Source organism: Janthinobacterium foliorum, from assembly GCF_978021625.1.
This window is the reverse complement of sequence record NZ_CDXDQE010000011.1, coordinates 99751-116253: the sequence shown is the minus strand read 5'-3', so window position 1 is coordinate 116253 and position 16503 is coordinate 99751. Positions and strand designations below refer to the sequence as shown.

The following is a 16503-nucleotide window of genomic DNA, read 5'->3' as shown; positions in this document are numbered from 1 at the left end:
TTTGTTGCTGCGCTGCGACGTTGCCGCAGCGCAATTGCCTTACAGGGGCTGAAAGACGCCGGCGGCGCGGTTCTTCTGCACATTGTCCCAGGCGAAGATCTGGCCATTCATGGCCACGTAGACGCCGGCCGGCAAGGTTTGCGCCACGCCGCAGGCGAAGCCCAGATTGAACAGGGCGTCAGAATTGTCGATTTCGTAGGGGATCATGGCACCCGTCAGGATCACCGTCTGCTGCAGGTTCGCCGCGCCCAGCACTTGCGCCGTTTCGCGCATGGTATCGGTGCCGTGGATGATGACGATGGCTTTTTCCTGCGCCGCGCGGCACGAGGCCAGCACGCGCTGGCGATCCGCATCCTGCATGTCGAGCGAGTCCAGCAGCGGTAATTGTTCCAGCGCCACGGGCGCCGTCATGCGTGCGCGGGCGATGGCGGCGGGTAAATGACTGTCGGAAAAGCCCAGGGTGCCGTTCAATTCGTTGTAGTGTTTGTCGAAGGTGCCGCCGGTGGCGAGTATGCGCAAAGTCATGATGTGGTCACGATGTCAGTGGAGAATGACGGGCATGATATCGTGGATTGGGTGGATTGCGTACCTGGCGTGACTGGCGGGCCCGCAGCGGGCGCGCGCATATCGCGTCTGGAAAATTCCGCCATCTGTGAGTACACTTGTTTCTTTGCCTGCCCACCGGCCAGACTCCCGAATGAAAGCGCTCGCTCCCGGCACCGTCATTTTTCACCGCCACCGCGGTTATGGCGTGATCACGTCCGTCAATCTGCTGACGGGCTGGATCGCCGCGCGCTTTGGCAGCGAGGCGCGCACCCTGGACCTGAACCTGTCGACGGACGACGTGCAGTTTGCCGATGGCGAAGCGATCCTGTTCCGCCGCGCACCGCCCGACCGCATGCCACATGGGCGCCTGATGGCCATGGTGCGCGAACTGCATCAGGCCGGCTATCAAAAACTGTATCTGTATTCCTGGCCGAAGCCGTCCGGCCTGCACTGGCGCTGGCATCTGTTCACGGGGCCGCGCGACTGGATGCAGCGGCCGTGGCGCGAAGGCTGGTATGGGTCTGGCGCCGACTACAACGTCAACCCCGTCATGGGCTGGGGCGATTCCCCGGGCGCCTCCACGGGCGAACTGATCGACGCGCTGGCGCGTTTCGACCCGCAGGGGCTGGCCCAGGCGCTGGGGCGCGACGACGACCATACGCAATGGTTCGGCCGCGTCTGCGACGCCTTGCTGCCCGACTATATGTACAGCCTGGACATGCAGCGCGCCGCGGGCGAGCCCCTGCAGGACATGCCGCCCGTGCCGGTGGTTGCCGTGCGCGCCGGCGTGGCGCCGTACGCGGGGCCGGACATCGCCTGGCCTCCCGGCTGGGCCGGCCTGTGGCGCGGCCGGCACGTGCTGCCCGCGCCCGCCAGGCAGCTCACGGGCGAGCCGGACCTGCTGAAGGGCTTTCAGCGCTCCTGAGGGGTTTGCCGCGCATGCGCCAGCGCCTCCGGGTTGAGCAGGCGCGTGCATTGGCCCCGTTCAAAATCGACGATGTTTTGCAGGGCGTAGCGGAAATACAGCTCATAGCTGTCACGCTCGACGTAGCCCAGGTGGGGCGTGGCCAGCACATTTGGCAGCCGCAGGAGCGGCGCGCCGGGCGGCAAGGGTTCGTCCGTAAACACGTCCAGCGCGGCCGCGCCAGGATGGCCCTGCGGCAAGGCCGCTTCCAGCGCGCCGTCGGCGACCAGCTCGGCGCGGCTGGTGTTGACGAACAGGGACGTCGGCTTCATGCGCGCCAGGTCCTCCGCAGTCACCAGGCCCCGCGTCTTGTCGGACAGGCGCAGGTGCAAGCTCAACACATCTGCCTGCTCGAAGAATGCTTCGCGCGATGGCGCCGCCATATCGCCCGCCGCCACGGCCGCCGCGCGGCTCGTCTCGCTGCCCCAGACGAGAATGGTCATGCCGAATGCGCGGCCGTAGCCGGCGATCAGCTGGCCGATCTTGCCGTAACCCCAGATGGCCAGGGTCCGCCCTTTCAGCACCGTGCCCAGCGTATTGCGCGCCGGCTCCAGCGATGACGTCTGCCACAAGCCCTCCTGCAAATGCTGCGCATACGGCACGATCTTGCGCTGCGCCGCCATGATCAGCGCCCATGTCAGCTCGGCTGGCGCCGTGGGCGAACCGATGCCCTCGGCGATGGCGATGCCCAGTTCCGTGGCGGCGGCCACGTCGATATGGCCGCTGACCTTGCCCGTCTGCGAAATCAGTTTCAAATTCGGCAGTTTCGACAGCAAGGCCCGGTTGAAACTGCTGCGTTCGCGGATCAGCACCAGCGCATCGAAGGGCGCCAGGCGGATGGCCAGCTGGCCCAGTCCCCGCGCCGTATTGCTGAAGACCTTGACGTCATGGCCGTCGAGCAATTGGAAACAATCGAGGCCGCGCACGGCATCCTGGTAATCATCGAGTATGGCAATTTTCATGGTGGATGGCCGATTTTCATGAGGATTTGGTAGGGAAATAACAGGATACGGGAAATGCTGAATAGCCTACTACATTACTCAAGCTATTCTCCTACATTTTTGCGAGAATAGCTGTTTTGCGGGTGTACAATCGCCGGCACTTTTGCTGCTTCCTGATGAGCGAAGCGCAAAGCAAGCGCACACTGTTCCTGCAGCCTGGGAGCATGATCCAGATAAATGCCGCCGGCGCGAACGCCGCGGCGGACACGACACCAGAGCCCTGCCAGCGTGAGATTGCCGCTGGCTCATGAGCCGCAGCCACCTCTCAACGATGCTGCCTGTCTTGCCGGAACGACCAGAATTTCTTTTATTGGTATTGGAGGTAATATGAATCAGCCCGTCATGGGTGGCGTCGCCGCACTCAACGTCCCAGCTTATATTAAACAACAGAAACTGATCAACTGGGTGGCCGACATTGCCGCGCTGACCAAGCCGGACCGCATCTACTGGTGCGACGGCTCGCAGGAAGAGTACGAGCGCCTGTGCGCCGAGATGGTTGCCAGCGGCACCATGAAAAAACTCAATGCGGAAAAGCGCCCGAATTCCTACCTGGCCTGCTCCGACCCGAGCGACGTGGCCCGCGTCGAAGACCGCACGTATATCTGCTCGGCAACGAAAGAAGCGGCCGGCCCGACGAATAACTGGACCGACCCCGGCGAAATGCGCCACACCTTGAATGGCCTGTTCGACGGTTGCATGCGTGGCCGCACCATGTACGTCGTGCCATTCTCGATGGGCCCGCTGGGTTCGCCCATCGCGCACATCGGCGTAGAACTGTCCGACTCGCCTTATGTGGCCGTCAACATGAAGATCATGACCCGCATGGGCCGTGCCGTGTATGACGTGCTGGGCACGGATGGCGAGTTCGTGCCATGCGTACACAGCGTGGGCGCGCCGCTGGCCGCCGGCCAGGCTGACGTGAAATGGCCGTGCAACAGCACCAAGTACATCGTGCATTTCCCGGAAACGCGTGAAATCTGGTCCTTCGGTTCGGGCTACGGCGGCAACGCCTTGCTGGGCAAGAAGTGTTTCGCCCTGCGCATCGCCTCGAACATGGGCTACCAGGAAGCGCAAGCGGCCGACAACAATCCGGGCTGGCTGGCCGAACACATGCTGATCCTCGGCGTGGAATCGCCAGAAGGCAAGAAGCATTACGTCGCGGCAGCGTTCCCGTCGGCCTGCGGCAAGACCAACTTCGCCATGCTGATTCCGCCGGCCAGTTTCAAGGGCTGGAAAGTGACCACCATCGGCGACGATATCGCCTGGATCAAGCCGGGCGCCGACGGCCGTTTGTACGCCATCAATCCGGAAGCGGGCTACTTCGGCGTGGCGCCTGGCACGAATGAAAAAACCAATTTCAACTGCATGGCTTCCATGCGCGACAACACCATCTTCACCAACGTGGCCCTGACGGACGATGGCGACGTCTGGTGGGAAGGCTTGACCAAGGAAGCGCCAGCGCACCTGATCGACTGGCAGGGCAAGGACTGGACGCCGGCGTCCGGCACCAAGGCTGCGCACCCGAACGCGCGCTTCACGGTAGCGGCGACGCAAAACCCCGTCATCGACGCGGCCTGGGACGATCCGGCCGGCGTGCCGATCTCGGCCTTCATCTTCGGTGGCCGCCGCTCGACCACCGTGCCATTGGTGACGGAAGCGCGCAACTGGGTGGAAGGCGTGTACATGGCCGCCACCATGGGTTCCGAAACGACGGCCGCGGCCGTGGGCCAGATGGGCATCGTGCGCCGCGATCCATTTGCCATGTTGCCGTTTATCGGCTATAACATGAGCGATTACTTCCAGCACTGGCTGGACATGGGCGTCAAAGTGGGTAAAGTGAACCCGGCGGCCCTGCCGAAGATCTACTGCGTCAACTGGTTCCGCACGGACGAGGCGGGAAAATTCGTCTGGCCTGGCTTCGGCGACAATATGCGCGTGCTGAAGTGGATGCTGGACCGCATCGATGGCAAGGCCGGCGGCGTGGAAAACCTGTTCGGCACGACGCCGCAGTATGGCGACCTGAACTGGGATGGCTTGCCATTCACGCAGGAACAGTTTGACACCATCACCTCGATCGACAAGGCCGCGTGGGTGGAAGAATTGAAATTGCATACGGAGTTGTTTGAAAAACTCGCGTATCATCTGCCGCAGGAATTGGCAGACAACAAGGCTGCGCTGGAAAAGCGGCTGAGTGCATAAGTAAGTTAGCGTCAAGCAGCACCTGACCAGCGTAGCGCACCGCGCAGCAGCTTGTCAGGTGTGGAGAGTTGTAGTGGGGGAGAAACACGCCAGCAAAGACTGGCGTGCGATAAATGACACGCCGGCAATGACTGGGGTGCTAGCAAAAAGAGAAACGGCGCGGATTGCATGAGCAATCCGCGCCGTTTTTTATTGCACCGAAGTATTTCATGCCAGGCTACTTTTCCGCGTGGCGCCCACACCATCGCGGCGGACAAATATATTTAAAAGATAGACAACATTTTTATCAATCTATATTATTTGCTAACTTAAAATTTCTTGATGGAAAATAATGTGGATAAGTTGATGTCTGTAAAGAAACAGCTCGCTTCGATTGCCCTATGCTGTCTCAGCGCCTGTGGCGGCGGGGGCGGCGGTTCGGATACCAATGTCGTCCCTCCGGTTCCACCGCCGCCTGTGGTCACGGTACCACCGACCGTACCAGTACCAGTACCAGTACCAGTACCAGTACCGGAAACGCCGATTGCGCCAGTAACGCCGGTGACTCCTGCGCAGCCAGATCCGGTCGTGCCCACGACGCCAGGCACGGTGTATCCTGCGTTGAAATTTACGCCGTCAAAGGTGATGGAAGTCATGCTGCTCGGCGAGAGCAGGGTATCGAAAGTGCAGATCGCACTGAGCAGTCCGACGACAGAACCGCTTTTTTTCCGCTTCTTCGATCCAACCGGCGTACTGCAGTTGAGTAGCACCGTTACTCAAGAGAATAATCTGACATATACCGCGCTGGTCAAGATGCCGACCACCTTGGCTTTTGGTACCTATGAAGGATATATGGAAATACAGGTATGCCGGGATGCAGCCTGCAGCAATCCGATTTCCTATTCCCGGCAGTTGCTGCCCTATTCGGTGAGCGCCCTGCATACCATACCGGTAGAGTTTGTTAATCCCACTTCTATATCGCAATCTTTTTATGAAGGGCAAGGCGCCGTGATCAGCTGCGTGCTCGCTGCGCCATCGCCATCCGAACAGTCCAAAGTCAACTTGTATCTCACCGCCACCGACTCGAAAGGCGTATTCAGCAAAACAACCGACTTCCGATGGAATGGTGACTTCATGTATGAGTTCACGCTGAAAACCGCGCCAGCATTGGCGAGTGGACGTTATCAGGGCACCATTGAAATACGCGGCTGCCGCGACAAGGAGTGCAGCGCGCGCTACCCGGTGACGACCATGTCGGTACCATATGACGTCGAAGTGAGGGCGTTGGCCACCCTGACTGCGTTGACGCGCTGGCCGGAAATTGCTGACTGGCAAGGTTTGCGAGGAAATGCGCAACGTTCCAGCTATGTTCCCGTAACGCTTGATGTGTCGACATTTTCCAGGCGCTGGTCCTGGCCAATTCCCGGTTCCAGTTATATGCAACGTACGCCACTGACGCTGTCCGCCAATCATGTTTTCGTCCATGCCGGTACGATTCTGTATGCGCTGAAGGAATCCGATGGCAGCGTCGCATGGCGACGCGACTTTGGCAGAAATCCTTCGTCTGTCGCATCGGGCGATATGCTGTATGTAAGAACTGGTACCGATGACCAGCGGCAAGTACTGTATGGTTTGCATGCAAGCACCGGAACGACGGTATTCACATCCTATTCATCGTTCCCCAAGAGCGATGGCAATCCAATTCCTGCTTTATCGATGGAGCCGTTACTTAGCGGAGGAAAACTTTTCTATAGCGTTGCCAGTGGCGGCACGAATGGCGTTCAGGCATTGGAGGCACTAACGGGAGCGCCGCTATGGTTTGCGCCCATGACCTCGGCGACGGTACAGGGCGGCAATCTGTTCAGCCTTGATCAAGGTCTGTCCATGGTTGATGCCGCGACGGGAGTACTCCAGGGGACGATTGCCACCCCGGAAATGATGTGGACTTCCTCGCACACATCCTCCCTGGCTCCGGTCGCAGGTGTATCCGGTTCCATATTCGGTATCACACAGCCTGAAAATGGCAGCAACACCAGAAAACTGGTCAAGTTTAACGTTGCGCAAAACAAGGTGGCGTGGTCCAGCAGAGGCGCCTATGGCGATAATTTTGCGTATGCGGAAGGCGTGGTGTACGCGGTGGATGAAGCAACGTCCATCCTGGAAGCGCGCGCGGAAAACGATGGCAAATTATTGTGGAACTGGGAGGTGCCGCGGCGCTTCATGTCGTTCGCCGGCACGGATATCCTGGTCACCAAAAATCTGGTTTTTGTCTCGTTCAGCGGGATGACCTATGCGCTGGATGTGAAGACCCACCAGTTGGTGTGGACCGAGCCTACCGGCGGGGCATTGTCGATGTCGGCAAATGGCGTTTTATATATCAGTGCGCTGGGAGGCTCGGTGGTGGGGTTCAACGTGAAGTAAGGCTGTCTCAGGACGCGTAATGCGCGAGAAACAGCTGATACAAACTGAAAATCCCCCGGGCAAGACCATTGGCCGGGGGATCGTGAGGGCAGCGCGGCTTATTGCTTGAGCAGCGGCCCCAGATATTTACCCGTCACGCTGGCCGGATTGACGGCCACGTCTTCCGGCGTGCCCGTGGCGATGATTTGCCCGCCGCCCGCGCCCCCTTCGGGGCCCAGGTCGACGATCCAGTCGGCCGTCTTGATGACGTCCAGGTTGTGCTCGATGATGACGAGGGTGTTGCCCTGGTCGCGCAGGCGGTGGATGACTTTCAGCAGCAAATCGATGTCGTGGAAGTGCAAGCCCGTCGTCGGTTCATCGAGGATGTACAGGGTGCGGCCCGTGTCGCGCTTGGACAGTTCCAGCGACAGTTTCACGCGCTGCGCCTCGCCGCCCGACAGGGTGGTGGCGCTCTGGCCCAGCTTGATGTAGCCGAGGCCCACGTCGAGCAGGGTTTGCAGCTTGCGCGCGATCAATGGCACGGGCTTGAAGAATTCATGTGCCTCTTCCACCGTCATGCCCAGCACTTCCGTGATGTTCTTGCCCTTGTATTGCACTTCCAGCGTTTCGCGGTTGTAGCGCTTGCCGTGGCACACGTCGCACGGCACGTAGACGTCGGGCAGGAAATGCATCTCGACCTTGATCACGCCATCGCCCTGGCACGCTTCGCAGCGTCCGCCCTTGACGTTGAACGAGAAGCGGCCCGCGCTGTAGCCGCGTTCCTTGGCCGTCGGCACCGTGGAGAACAGGTCGCGGATCGGCGTAAACAAGCCCGTGTAGGTGGCGGGGTTCGAGCGCGGCGTGCGGCCGATCGGCGCCTGGTCCACGGAAATGACCTTGTCGAAATGCTCCAGGCCGCTGATCGAGTCGTGCGGCGCCGGTTCCGTCTGCGAACCATACAGATGGCGCGACAGGGCCGGATACAAGGTATCGTTGACCAGCGACGACTTGCCCGAGCCGGATACGCCCGTCACGCACGTCATCAAGCCCACGGGCAAGCTGAGCGATACCTTTTTCAGGTTGTTGCCGGTGGCACCAGTAATGACCAGCTGCTTTTCCGGATTGCTGGCATGGCGCTTGGCCGGCACGGCGATCTTCAGCTTGCCGTTCAGGTACTGCGCCGTCAGCGATTTCTTGTTTTTCAAAATGTCTTGCAGGCTGCCTTCGGCGATGATTTCGCCGCCGTGCACGCCCGCGCCGATGCCCATGTCGACGATGTAGTCGGCCGTGCGGATGGCGTCTTCGTCATGCTCGACCACCAGCACGCTGTTGCCGATGTCGCGCAAGTGTTTCAGCGTTTCGATCAGGCGGTCATTATCGCGCTGGTGCAAGCCGATCGACGGTTCATCGAGCACATACATGACGCCGGTCAAACCGGAGCCGATCTGCGATGCCAGACGGATGCGTTGTGCTTCGCCGCCGGAGAGCGTGTCGGCGCTGCGGTCCAGCGACAGGTAGTCGAGCCCCACGTTGTTGAGGAATTTCAGGCGCGAAATGATTTCCTTGACGACCCTGTCGGCGATCTCTTTCTTGGCGCCTGTCAGTTTCAGCTTTTCAAAGAATTCCAGCGTTTCGCGCAGCGGCTTTTCCGCCACTTCATAAATGGCGCGCTGCTGCTTGCCCGTTCCCACCTTGACGAAGCGCGCTTCGACGCGCAGGCGCGCGCCATCGCATGAGGGACAGCATTTTTCATTGATGAACTTGGCCAGTTCTTCCTTGACGGCCATCGAGTCCGTCTCGCGGTAGCGGCGCTGCAGATTGTTGACCACGCCCTCGAAGGTGTGTTCCTTGATGACGGTGCGGCCCCGCTCGTTCACATAGCTGAACGGAATCACTTGCTTGCCCGAACCGTACAGCACGGCTTGCTGCGAATTCAAGTCCAGCTGCTCGAACGGCGTGTCGAGGTCGAATTCGTAATAGGCGGCCAGGTTCGTCAGCATCTGGAAGTAAAACTGGTTGCGGCGGTCCCAGCCCTTGACGGCGCCGGAGGCCAGCGACAGATTCGGGAACGCGACGATGCGTTTCGGGTCAAAGAATTCAATGTGCCCCAGGCCGTCGCACTCGGGACAGGCGCCCATGGGGTTGTTGAACGAGAACAGACGCGGTTCCAGTTCCTGCAGGGAATAGCCACACACATTGCAGGCAAACTTGTTGGAATACACGTGTTCCTGCGCGGTATCCATTTCATAGGCGATGGCGCGGCCGTCCGCCAGGCGCAGGGCCGTTTCGAAACTTTCCGCCAGGCGCTGCTTGATGTCCTGGTTCACCTTGACGCGGTCGATGACGACGTCGATCGTGTGTTTTTCCGTCTTTTTCAGTTTCGGGAGGTCATCGACTTCATAGATTTTCGCCGCGTGCGTGCCGCTCTGCACGCGAAAGCGCACGAAGCCCTGCGCCTGCATCTGCTCGAACAGGTCCACGTGCTCGCCTTTGCGGTTGGCGACGACGGGCGCCAGTATCATCAGCTTGGTGTCTTCCGGCATGGCCAGCACGGCGTCGACCATTTGCGATACGGATTGGGCGGCCAGCGCATTTTCCGGGTGGTCGGGGCAGTAGGGCGTACCCACGCGTGCATACAGCAGGCGCAGGTAGTCGTGGATTTCCGTCACGGTGCCCACGGTGGAACGGGGATTGTGCGAGGTTGCCTTCTGTTCGATGGAGATGGCGGGCGATAGCCCTTCGATCAGGTCGACGTCCGGCTTTTCCATCAGTTGCAGGAATTGGCGGGCGTAGGCCGACAGCGATTCCACGTAGCGGCGCTGGCCCTCCGCGTACAGCGTGTCGAAGGCCAGGGAGGATTTGCCGGAGCCGGACAAGCCGGTAATCACGATCAGCTTATTGCGCGGCAAATCGAGATTGATATTCTTGAGGTTATGCGTGCGAGCGCCGCGAATGCGGATCTGTTCCATGTGATTGCCTTGCTTTCAGTGAGTGTGCGGCCGGCGCATCGGGCCAGGGTGCGGATGACTGGCCACAACGGGTCAACCTGTTACTATAGCCGGGTTTTGATCTGCATGCCCGAGGCGGCCACGGGCGGTTTGCGCCGCCCCGCCAGCGTGCCCCGGAAAAGTTTGATACAGATGCATGCAGACGTTTAAACACTGTATATAATACCAGTATTCAAGTTTCTTGTTTTCACCTGCCGTGAAAAAAACGTGCCACCGCACGGTAGACGGCGAAGCCAGAAAGCGCATGCTTTGCGCCGCTTGGTCGCTTATAATCCTCGTTTGGCAAAAAATCTAACGCGCGCGAGTTTTGGCTCCCGCCGCAGTTCATCAGGAGTTATTCATGGCATCAGTCAACAAAGTCATCATCGTCGGCAATCTGGGCCGTGACCCGGAAATCCGCTACATGCCTAGCGGCGACGCGATCGCCAACATCGCCGTGGCCACTTCGTACAAATCGAAGGACCGCAACACGGGCGAACAAAAAGAATTGACAGAGTGGCACCGTATCTCGTTCTTCGGCCGCCTGGCGGAAATCGTCGGCCAGTACCTGAAAAAAGGTTCCTCCGTCTACGTCGAAGGCCGCCTGCAAACCCGTAAATACACGGACAAGGACGGCGTCGAGAAGTACGCAACCGATATCATTGCGGAACAGATGCAGATGCTGGGCGGTCGCTCCGGCATGGGCGGCGACGCCGGCGGCGGCGATGACAGCTACGGCGGTGGCGGCGGCTACGAAGCCCCGGCCCCGCGCCAGGCACCAGCCCCACGTCCGGCGCCGGCCCCGGCGCCACGCCCGGCACCGAAGCCAGCGCCGAACTTCTCGGACATGGATGACGATATTCCGTTCTAATCCGGACGAGGTTGTTTTTGCTTGCTGGAAGCCTGTTTTCTGAAAAGAAAACAGGCTTTTTGCGTTATGGCGGGAATCAGGCTTGGCCTGGCGCCACTTCCAGGCGCTCCATGCCGACCCAGCCAATCTGCCCCTGGAAGCGCCCGCTCATCACGCGGACATGGGCAAGCTTGCTGGCGAGGCACGATGGTCGGCAGCTTCAATCGCGCAGGCCCATTTCCAGCGTATAGCTTGCCACGGAATTCCGGCGCGCCGCATTGCGCATCAGATAGACCTGCACCGTGTACTCGCCATCGGCCGGCAATTTCGCCTCGTAGGTGTTGCCGCTGGTCGAGCCGATGAACAGGGCCTCGTCCCGGCCGGCCTGGCGGATATTGAAGTAATTCGATGGCTGTCTGGTGTGGAGCTTGACCTTGAGGGTCTGGCCGGCCTTGCCGATGACGCTATATTCGGCCGTGGCGTAGCCCTTGATCTTGCCTTTGATGCTGTGCGTGCCCTGGCTTGCCGATAATTCGACTTTTTCCTTGTGGACAGGATCGGCACTCCAGGCGGGGCTGGCGAACAGGAGCGCGGCCGCCAGCAGGCTGGCGCGAACGGGTGTGTGAAGGGCTGGCATGGCGTCATTCCTTGAGTGGCAAGCGTGTGGGGTGCTTGCCGATACTACCTCAAAGCGTTCGAGTGTGATGTGCGGAAACGTGCAGCAGCTTGTCGCACGGCGGGGGCGGTGCGGTCCGCCGGGAAACCGGGAATGGCGTTGGGCATGCGGGCGGTAAAATGACGCGCGTGTCCATGTCCACTTCTTCGCCGCCCACATGAAAATTATTCCCTTGCTCCTTTCCGCCCCGCTTGCTTTCCCCGTTGTCGCCAGCGCCGCCAATTATTGCGATTCACCTGCCTGGTCGATTGTCCACAACAAGAGCTATGAGGAGGTCATGCAGATCGCCAAGGCGCACGACCGCAAGATCATCGATGCGGAATGCGGTTTTACCGATGCCATCGTGGCCATCCAGGACGAACTGGCCGGTATCGAGCGCTACCCGGGACGCCTGCTGATAGCCGATGCCGGCGACGAACACTTTATCGCCACGCGCCGCGTGGGGGAGTACACGATTTTCAGCTATCGCTACAACGCACGCCAGCTGTTGCAGTTTGCCGTGAAGGACACCAGCTGGACCGAGGGCAAGCAATTCCAGGCTGGCGCCTACAAGATCATCGGCATCAGACAATTCAAGACGCCGACGGGATTTCCCGTCAAATTGCTGGTGGCGCAGGGCTTCCAGTTTTATGGTCCCCCATGACGCCGCCGCCGGCCTACTTCGCCACCGGCACGCTGGCGCCGCCGCGCTGCAGCGCCCACAGCAGGGCCAGGGCCAGCAGCGCCGTGCCGACCATCACGTCGCCGATCACGTCGAAATGCTGCAGCTTGCCATCGGCGCCGAAGGTGACGATGTGGCCGGCGATGACGGACGCGATGCCGCCGGCCAGTTGCTGGATCGATGCACTGATGGCGTTGAAGGAGCCGCGCTGGCTCGCCGCCGGAACGGACGAGACCAGGGCCTGGAACGGTATCATGCGTGAAAAGATACCGACGAACATCAGCGAATTGATGACGATCAGCGCCGGCAGGCTGATGGCACCCAGGCGCGTGTAGACCAGCACCATGATGATGGACACCACCGTGCCAAAGGTGAAGACCCTGAACTTGCCGTAGGCATCGGCGGCCTTGCCGATCAGGGGGCCGAAGAAGATCGTGCAGATGCCCGTGATCAGGTAGACCGTGGGCAATTGCTGCATGTCGATGCCCATGTTATTGACGATATAGGCGCTGCTGAACGGCATTAACATGAAACCGCCCGTGGTCAGCACGGCCGTGATGGCAAACGCCAGCAGGTAGCGCCGCTCGGTGACGGTGTGGTACAGGTGCATCCACGGGCTGTGTTCCTGCGGCAGCGCCAGGTGCGCGTTGACGGGCTGCATTTTGCGCAGCATCACCAGGCCGCCGGCGAGACCGAAACCGGCCATCGCCAGGAAGGGCATATGCCAATCCCAGCGGTTTGCCAGATACAGGCCGATGGGAATGCCCAGCACCTGGCTGGCGGCAAAAGCCGTCTGGATCAGGCCCATGACCCTGCCGCGCATGTGCGGTGCAAACAGATCGGTTGCGATGGCCAGCACGATGGAGCCGATGACACCGCCAAACAGGCCGGTGACGATGCGCGCCAGCAGCAGCATGGCATAGCTGCCCGCCAGGCCGCACCACAGGGTGCCCAGAATGAATCCCGTATAAAAAAACAGCAGCAGTTTCTTGCGGTCGTAGCGGTCGGCCAGGCCCGCCGTCAGCAAGCCGGCGATGCCGGCGCTGAAGGCATAGGCGGAGACCACCAGACCGAACTGGCTGGTCGAGATGTGGAGCTCGGGGATGATCATCGCGCCCAGCGGCGACATCAGCATGAAGTCGACGATGACGGCAAATTGCAGGAAGGCCAGCATGGCCACGACGAACTTCTGGTAGGGGGAAAATGTCCCCGAGGTGTCTTGCCGGGTGGGATGCATGTCGGGTGTCAGTGGTTAGTTGTTGTGTTGTGCCGGACGGCCACGCTGCGCGCGCTGTTGCAGGAATTGTTCGCGTTCTTCCGGCGTCATTTTTTGCCAGCGCTGCCAGTGGCCATGCCCGTGCCCACGGCCGCGAAAACCGCCAAACAGGATACGGCTCAGTATCAGCAAACCCAGCGCGCGCCAGTAATCGATGCGCGCGACGCCGTCCACCAGGCCGGGCATGACCCAGTTCCACAGCAGCATGACCACGCCGCCCAGGACCGCCGCGCCGGCCACCAGCAGGCCGAGCTTGGCCAGTTTTCTTGCTTTTGATGTTACATGCATGATATTCCTCCATTGTTAGTCGTTATAAAAATCTTGCAGCCGCCTGCGCAGCGACAAGACCGCATAGCGCTTGCGCGCCAATAAAGTGTTGATAGCAACACCGCTTTGCGCCGCCATGTCCTTGAAGCTCACGCCTTCCAGTTCATGCGCGATAAACACCTCGCGCTGGCTGGCCGGCAAGGCTTCCAGGGCGCTTTGCAATTCCTGCAGCAACATCGTCCTGGCATAGGCCGCTTCGGGTCCCGCATCGCCCGAGGGCAGCATCAGGTCGAGGCGGTAGGCATCGTCGTCGTCTGCCTCGTCGATATCGTCCAGCGACGCTTCCTTCTTCTTGCGGAAGCGGTCGATGATGCGGTTGCGCGCCACGCGGAACAACCAGGCGCTGGCTTGCTCGATCGGCGCCGGCAGGCGGCAGGCCTCGATGAATTCCTGGAACACGTCTTGCAGGATGTCATCGGCATCGGTTGGATCGCGCACGCGGCGGCGAATGAAATTGCCGAGTTTCAGCTGCTCGCGCTCGACGGTGTCGGCGATGCTTTGCTCTTGCGCTTGGCGGGAAGACGAAGATGTGGGCGGGTTCATGTCATTGAAGACGTTTCAGCATCAGAAATATTGTGGCGCAATACCTGGATATTGTGCGCCTGCCCCGGCTTCGCGCTTTTTGCATTTTTCTTGACCTCGGTGTTTTTAAATGGTCGCGCACGTTTCAATGCATGGCGGCAGGGCCTATTCACGGGAGCTGAGGTGTATGGTGGATGCCGAGCGGGTTGCGGGCGCCACCGCGCCGGGCCTGTGCTTGTTGCCAACACTGAAAGGAACGCAGATGGGTATTTCCGGAAAAGTCGCGCTGGTCACGGGTGCCGCGCAAGGTATCGGCAAGGCCATCGCCTTGCGCCTGGCCAAGGATGGCGCCGATATCGTGCTGGTCGATCTGAACCAGGAAAAACTGGATACGGCCGCCGCCGAAGTGCGCGCGCTGGGCCGCCGCGCCGTCACCTTTATTGCCGACGTGTCGCAATTGAGCCAGGTCGCCGAGGCGGTGGCGTTTGCCGAAAAGGAGCTGGGCGGTTTCGACATCATCGTCAACAATGCCGGCATCGCCCAGGTGCAGCCGCTGCTCGACGTGACGCCGGACGAAGTCGACCGCATCATGCGCATCAATGTGCAGGGCACCCTGTGGGGCATCCAGGCGGCCGCCAAGACTTTCAAGCGGCGCCAGCAGAAGGGCAAGATCATCAATGCCTGTTCCATCGCCGGGCATGACGGCTTTGCCTTGCTGGGCGTGTACTCGGCCACCAAGTTTGCCGTGCGCGCGCTGACGCAGGCGGCGGCGAAGGAACTGGCGGCCGATGGCATCACCGTCAACGCGTACTGCCCTGGCGTCGTCGGCACGGACATGTGGGTCGAGATCGACAAGCGCATGGCCGAAGTGACGGGCGCCGAGCTGGGCGCGACGTATAAAAAATACGTGGACGGCATCGCGCTGGGACGCGCCGAGACGCCGCAAGACGTGGCGGGACTCGTCGCCTTCCTGGCGGGACCGGATTCCGATTACATGACGGGCCAGGCACCGCTGATCGATGGCGGCCTCGTGTACCGCTAAACGCAGCGTGATTATCGCGTGGATATCCGGCATGTTTTTTTTGGAAGGCATGCATTATTGATATTATTAAATTTATAATGAAAGGATTCTCACTACTTGGAGTCGGCCATGTTCAAATTTGGTTTCCTTTCCGCAACACTAGCGCTGCTTGGCGCCATGGGCAGCGCTGGCGCTGCCCAAGCGGGAAGTTACAGCGCTTCCGCTTCGCTCGACAATATCCACTTTCAGCTGATCGACCTGGACCCGAACGATGGCATCACGCCATCGTTTACCCTTGAACGGGTGGATGTGCCATGGGAGGCGGTGGGATCCTCCGCGAGCGTCAGCCTGGGCGGCCCACTGCATGAACGGCAGGAATGGCTCAATCCTTTCGTCCCGGTGGCGGCGCGCTACGACCTGGGCCGTGCATATGCGACGGCCAGCGCCAGCGGCGGCATTGCCTTGAATTCCTGGTCGTTCAATGCGTCGGCAGCCTATCCCTACGATACGGCAGCCAATGGATTTTCTGCCGAAGCCCTGGTCTTCTCGCGCTTCCTGCTGTCGGCCAACACGCAGTTGATACTTACCGGCTGGTCACGCGTCGCTACCAGCAATGCGTTTCATCCTGAACTTGCCAGCCAGGAGCAGAGCGCCAGCAGCGGCATGTATTTGAGCGTGGCGCCAAGCGGGGACGAGGAAGCCATCTGGCGGGAAGCGGCGAACCGCTTGAACAGCGCCTATTACCAGCAGCAGCCGAATCCGACGCAAGCTTTCGGCGATGCCGAACTGGCATCCGAGGTCAGCCTGTCGCTGGAAAACCGCCGTAGTGACGTGATGGATGGCACCTTGTACTTCAACGTCAGCGCGCGCGGGGCGAGTACGCCTGTCGTGACGTCACCGGTACCGGAACCATCGGGGTATCTGCTGTTTGCCGGTGGCCTGGGTCTGCTGGCCGTCGGCGCACGCCGCCGCCGCGCCTGCCGATCCTGAGCGTGCTGCGCTGATGCCGCCGTGGCTGGCGCGTCGTCGCGTGTCATTGCCTAAGCAAGCGGACCGCCCAATGCCCTATTGTGCGGTCCGCTTGTCGTACTTGC

At 60.6% G+C, this 16503-nt stretch carries 14 protein-coding genes; 7 read left to right on the top strand and 7 right to left on the bottom strand.

What is annotated here, in order from left to right; translation table 11 throughout:
* Positions 1-39: 39 nt before the first annotated feature.
* Entirely contained in the window at positions 40-525 is a 486-nt protein-coding gene (locus ACZ92H_RS21085) for an asparaginase domain-containing protein (protein ID WP_034781194.1), read from the bottom strand.
* Between the two features lie 172 nt (positions 526-697).
* Between ACZ92H_RS21085 and ACZ92H_RS21080 the strand changes: the two genes are divergently transcribed.
* Positions 698-1471, top strand: coding sequence for an L-asparaginase (locus ACZ92H_RS21080; protein WP_465050908.1), 774 nt, complete (start codon positions 698-700; stop codon positions 1469-1471).
* Here the strand turns inward: ACZ92H_RS21080 and ACZ92H_RS21075 are convergent.
* On the bottom strand, positions 1459-2472 hold the full coding sequence (locus ACZ92H_RS21075) for a D-2-hydroxyacid dehydrogenase family protein (RefSeq protein WP_465050909.1): 1014 nt from the start codon (positions 2470-2472) through the stop codon (positions 1459-1461). The genes ACZ92H_RS21080 and ACZ92H_RS21075 overlap by 13 nt on opposite strands.
* A gap of 366 nt (positions 2473-2838) precedes the next feature.
* Here ACZ92H_RS21075 and ACZ92H_RS21070 point away from each other — a divergent pair, with 366 nt between their 5' ends.
* Positions 2839-4710, top strand: coding sequence for a phosphoenolpyruvate carboxykinase (GTP) (locus tag ACZ92H_RS21070; protein ID WP_131378140.1), 1872 nt, complete (start codon positions 2839-2841; stop codon positions 4708-4710).
* Between the two features lie 333 nt (positions 4711-5043).
* Entirely contained in the window at positions 5044-7110 is a 2067-nt protein-coding gene (locus ACZ92H_RS21065; RefSeq protein ID WP_465050910.1) for an outer membrane protein assembly factor BamB family protein, read from the top strand.
* 98 nt (positions 7111-7208) lie between these two features.
* Here ACZ92H_RS21065 and uvrA read toward each other — a convergent pair whose 3' ends face one another.
* Complete coding sequence (gene uvrA, locus ACZ92H_RS21060) at positions 7209-10058, bottom strand: excinuclease ABC subunit UvrA (protein ID WP_465050911.1); 2850 nt, start codon at positions 10056-10058, stop codon at positions 7209-7211.
* Positions 10059-10437: 379 nt separating this feature from the next.
* On the opposite strand from uvrA, the gene ssb reads away from it, so the two are divergent.
* Complete coding sequence (gene ssb, locus ACZ92H_RS21055; RefSeq protein ID WP_034781209.1) at positions 10438-10947, top strand: single-stranded DNA-binding protein; 510 nt, start codon at positions 10438-10440, stop codon at positions 10945-10947.
* A 199-nt stretch (positions 10948-11146) separates the two neighbouring features.
* Here ssb and ACZ92H_RS21050 read toward each other — a convergent pair whose 3' ends face one another.
* Complete coding sequence (locus ACZ92H_RS21050) at positions 11147-11563, bottom strand: hypothetical protein (RefSeq protein ID WP_465050912.1); 417 nt, start codon at positions 11561-11563, stop codon at positions 11147-11149.
* Positions 11564-11759: 196 nt separating this feature from the next.
* On the opposite strand from ACZ92H_RS21050, the gene ACZ92H_RS21045 reads away from it, so the two are divergent.
* The gene (locus ACZ92H_RS21045; protein WP_465050913.1) at positions 11760-12245 is read left to right on the top strand and encodes a hypothetical protein; all 486 of its coding nucleotides are present in this window, start codon (positions 11760-11762) and stop codon (positions 12243-12245) included.
* Between the two features lie 13 nt (positions 12246-12258).
* On the opposite strand, the gene ACZ92H_RS21040 is transcribed toward ACZ92H_RS21045, so the two are convergent.
* Genes ACZ92H_RS21040 through ACZ92H_RS21030 form a run of 3 tightly spaced genes read right to left on the bottom strand, consistent with a single transcriptional unit; the run spans position 12259 to position 14409 of the window.
* A complete protein-coding gene (locus ACZ92H_RS21040; protein ID WP_465050914.1) occupies positions 12259-13500 on the bottom strand; it encodes an MFS transporter in 1242 nt (413 codons plus the stop codon).
* Positions 13501-13515: 15 nt separating this feature from the next.
* On the bottom strand, positions 13516-13827 hold the full coding sequence (locus ACZ92H_RS21035; protein WP_465050915.1) for a hypothetical protein: 312 nt from the start codon (positions 13825-13827) through the stop codon (positions 13516-13518).
* Between the two features lie 15 nt (positions 13828-13842).
* Positions 13843-14409, bottom strand: a complete 567-nt coding sequence (locus ACZ92H_RS21030; RefSeq protein WP_465050916.1) for an RNA polymerase sigma factor — start codon at positions 14407-14409, stop codon at positions 13843-13845.
* 241 nt (positions 14410-14650) lie between these two features.
* Between ACZ92H_RS21030 and ACZ92H_RS21025 the strand changes: the two genes are divergently transcribed.
* Entirely contained in the window at positions 14651-15430 is a 780-nt protein-coding gene (locus tag ACZ92H_RS21025; protein WP_465050918.1) for an acetoin reductase, read from the top strand.
* 108 nt (positions 15431-15538) lie between these two features.
* Positions 15539-16399 carry a PEP-CTERM sorting domain-containing protein gene (locus ACZ92H_RS21020; RefSeq protein ID WP_131378156.1) on the top strand — a complete coding sequence of 287 codons (861 nt, stop codon included), beginning with the start codon at positions 15539-15541 and terminating at the stop codon, positions 16397-16399.
* Positions 16400-16503 lie beyond the last annotated feature (104 nt).

What these genes read in the sequence shown, in the direction of transcription:
- ACZ92H_RS21085 (WP_034781194.1), bottom strand. Translation starts at nt 525, where the DNA reads ATGACTTTGCGCATACTCGCCACCGGCGGCACCTTCGACAAACACTAC.
- ACZ92H_RS21080 (WP_465050908.1), top strand. Translation starts at nt 698, where the DNA reads ATGAAAGCGCTCGCTCCCGGCACCGTCATTTTTCACCGCCACCGCGGT.
- ACZ92H_RS21075 (WP_465050909.1), bottom strand. Translation starts at nt 2,472, where the DNA reads ATGAAAATTGCCATACTCGATGATTACCAGGATGCCGTGCGCGGCCTC.
- ACZ92H_RS21070 (WP_131378140.1), top strand. Translation starts at nt 2,839, where the DNA reads ATGAATCAGCCCGTCATGGGTGGCGTCGCCGCACTCAACGTCCCAGCT.
- uvrA (WP_465050911.1), bottom strand. Translation starts at nt 10,058, where the DNA reads ATGGAACAGATCCGCATTCGCGGCGCTCGCACGCATAACCTCAAGAAT.
- ssb (WP_034781209.1), top strand. Translation starts at nt 10,438, where the DNA reads ATGGCATCAGTCAACAAAGTCATCATCGTCGGCAATCTGGGCCGTGAC.
- ACZ92H_RS21050 (WP_465050912.1), bottom strand. Translation starts at nt 11,563, where the DNA reads ATGCCAGCCCTTCACACACCCGTTCGCGCCAGCCTGCTGGCGGCCGCG.
- ACZ92H_RS21045 (WP_465050913.1), top strand. Translation starts at nt 11,760, where the DNA reads ATGAAAATTATTCCCTTGCTCCTTTCCGCCCCGCTTGCTTTCCCCGTT.
- ACZ92H_RS21040 (WP_465050914.1), bottom strand. Translation starts at nt 13,500, where the DNA reads ATGCATCCCACCCGGCAAGACACCTCGGGGACATTTTCCCCCTACCAG.
- ACZ92H_RS21035 (WP_465050915.1), bottom strand. Translation starts at nt 13,827, where the DNA reads ATGCATGTAACATCAAAAGCAAGAAAACTGGCCAAGCTCGGCCTGCTG.
- ACZ92H_RS21030 (WP_465050916.1), bottom strand. Translation starts at nt 14,409, where the DNA reads ATGAACCCGCCCACATCTTCGTCTTCCCGCCAAGCGCAAGAGCAAAGC.
- ACZ92H_RS21025 (WP_465050918.1), top strand. Translation starts at nt 14,651, where the DNA reads ATGGGTATTTCCGGAAAAGTCGCGCTGGTCACGGGTGCCGCGCAAGGT.
- ACZ92H_RS21020 (WP_131378156.1), top strand. Translation starts at nt 15,539, where the DNA reads ATGTTCAAATTTGGTTTCCTTTCCGCAACACTAGCGCTGCTTGGCGCC.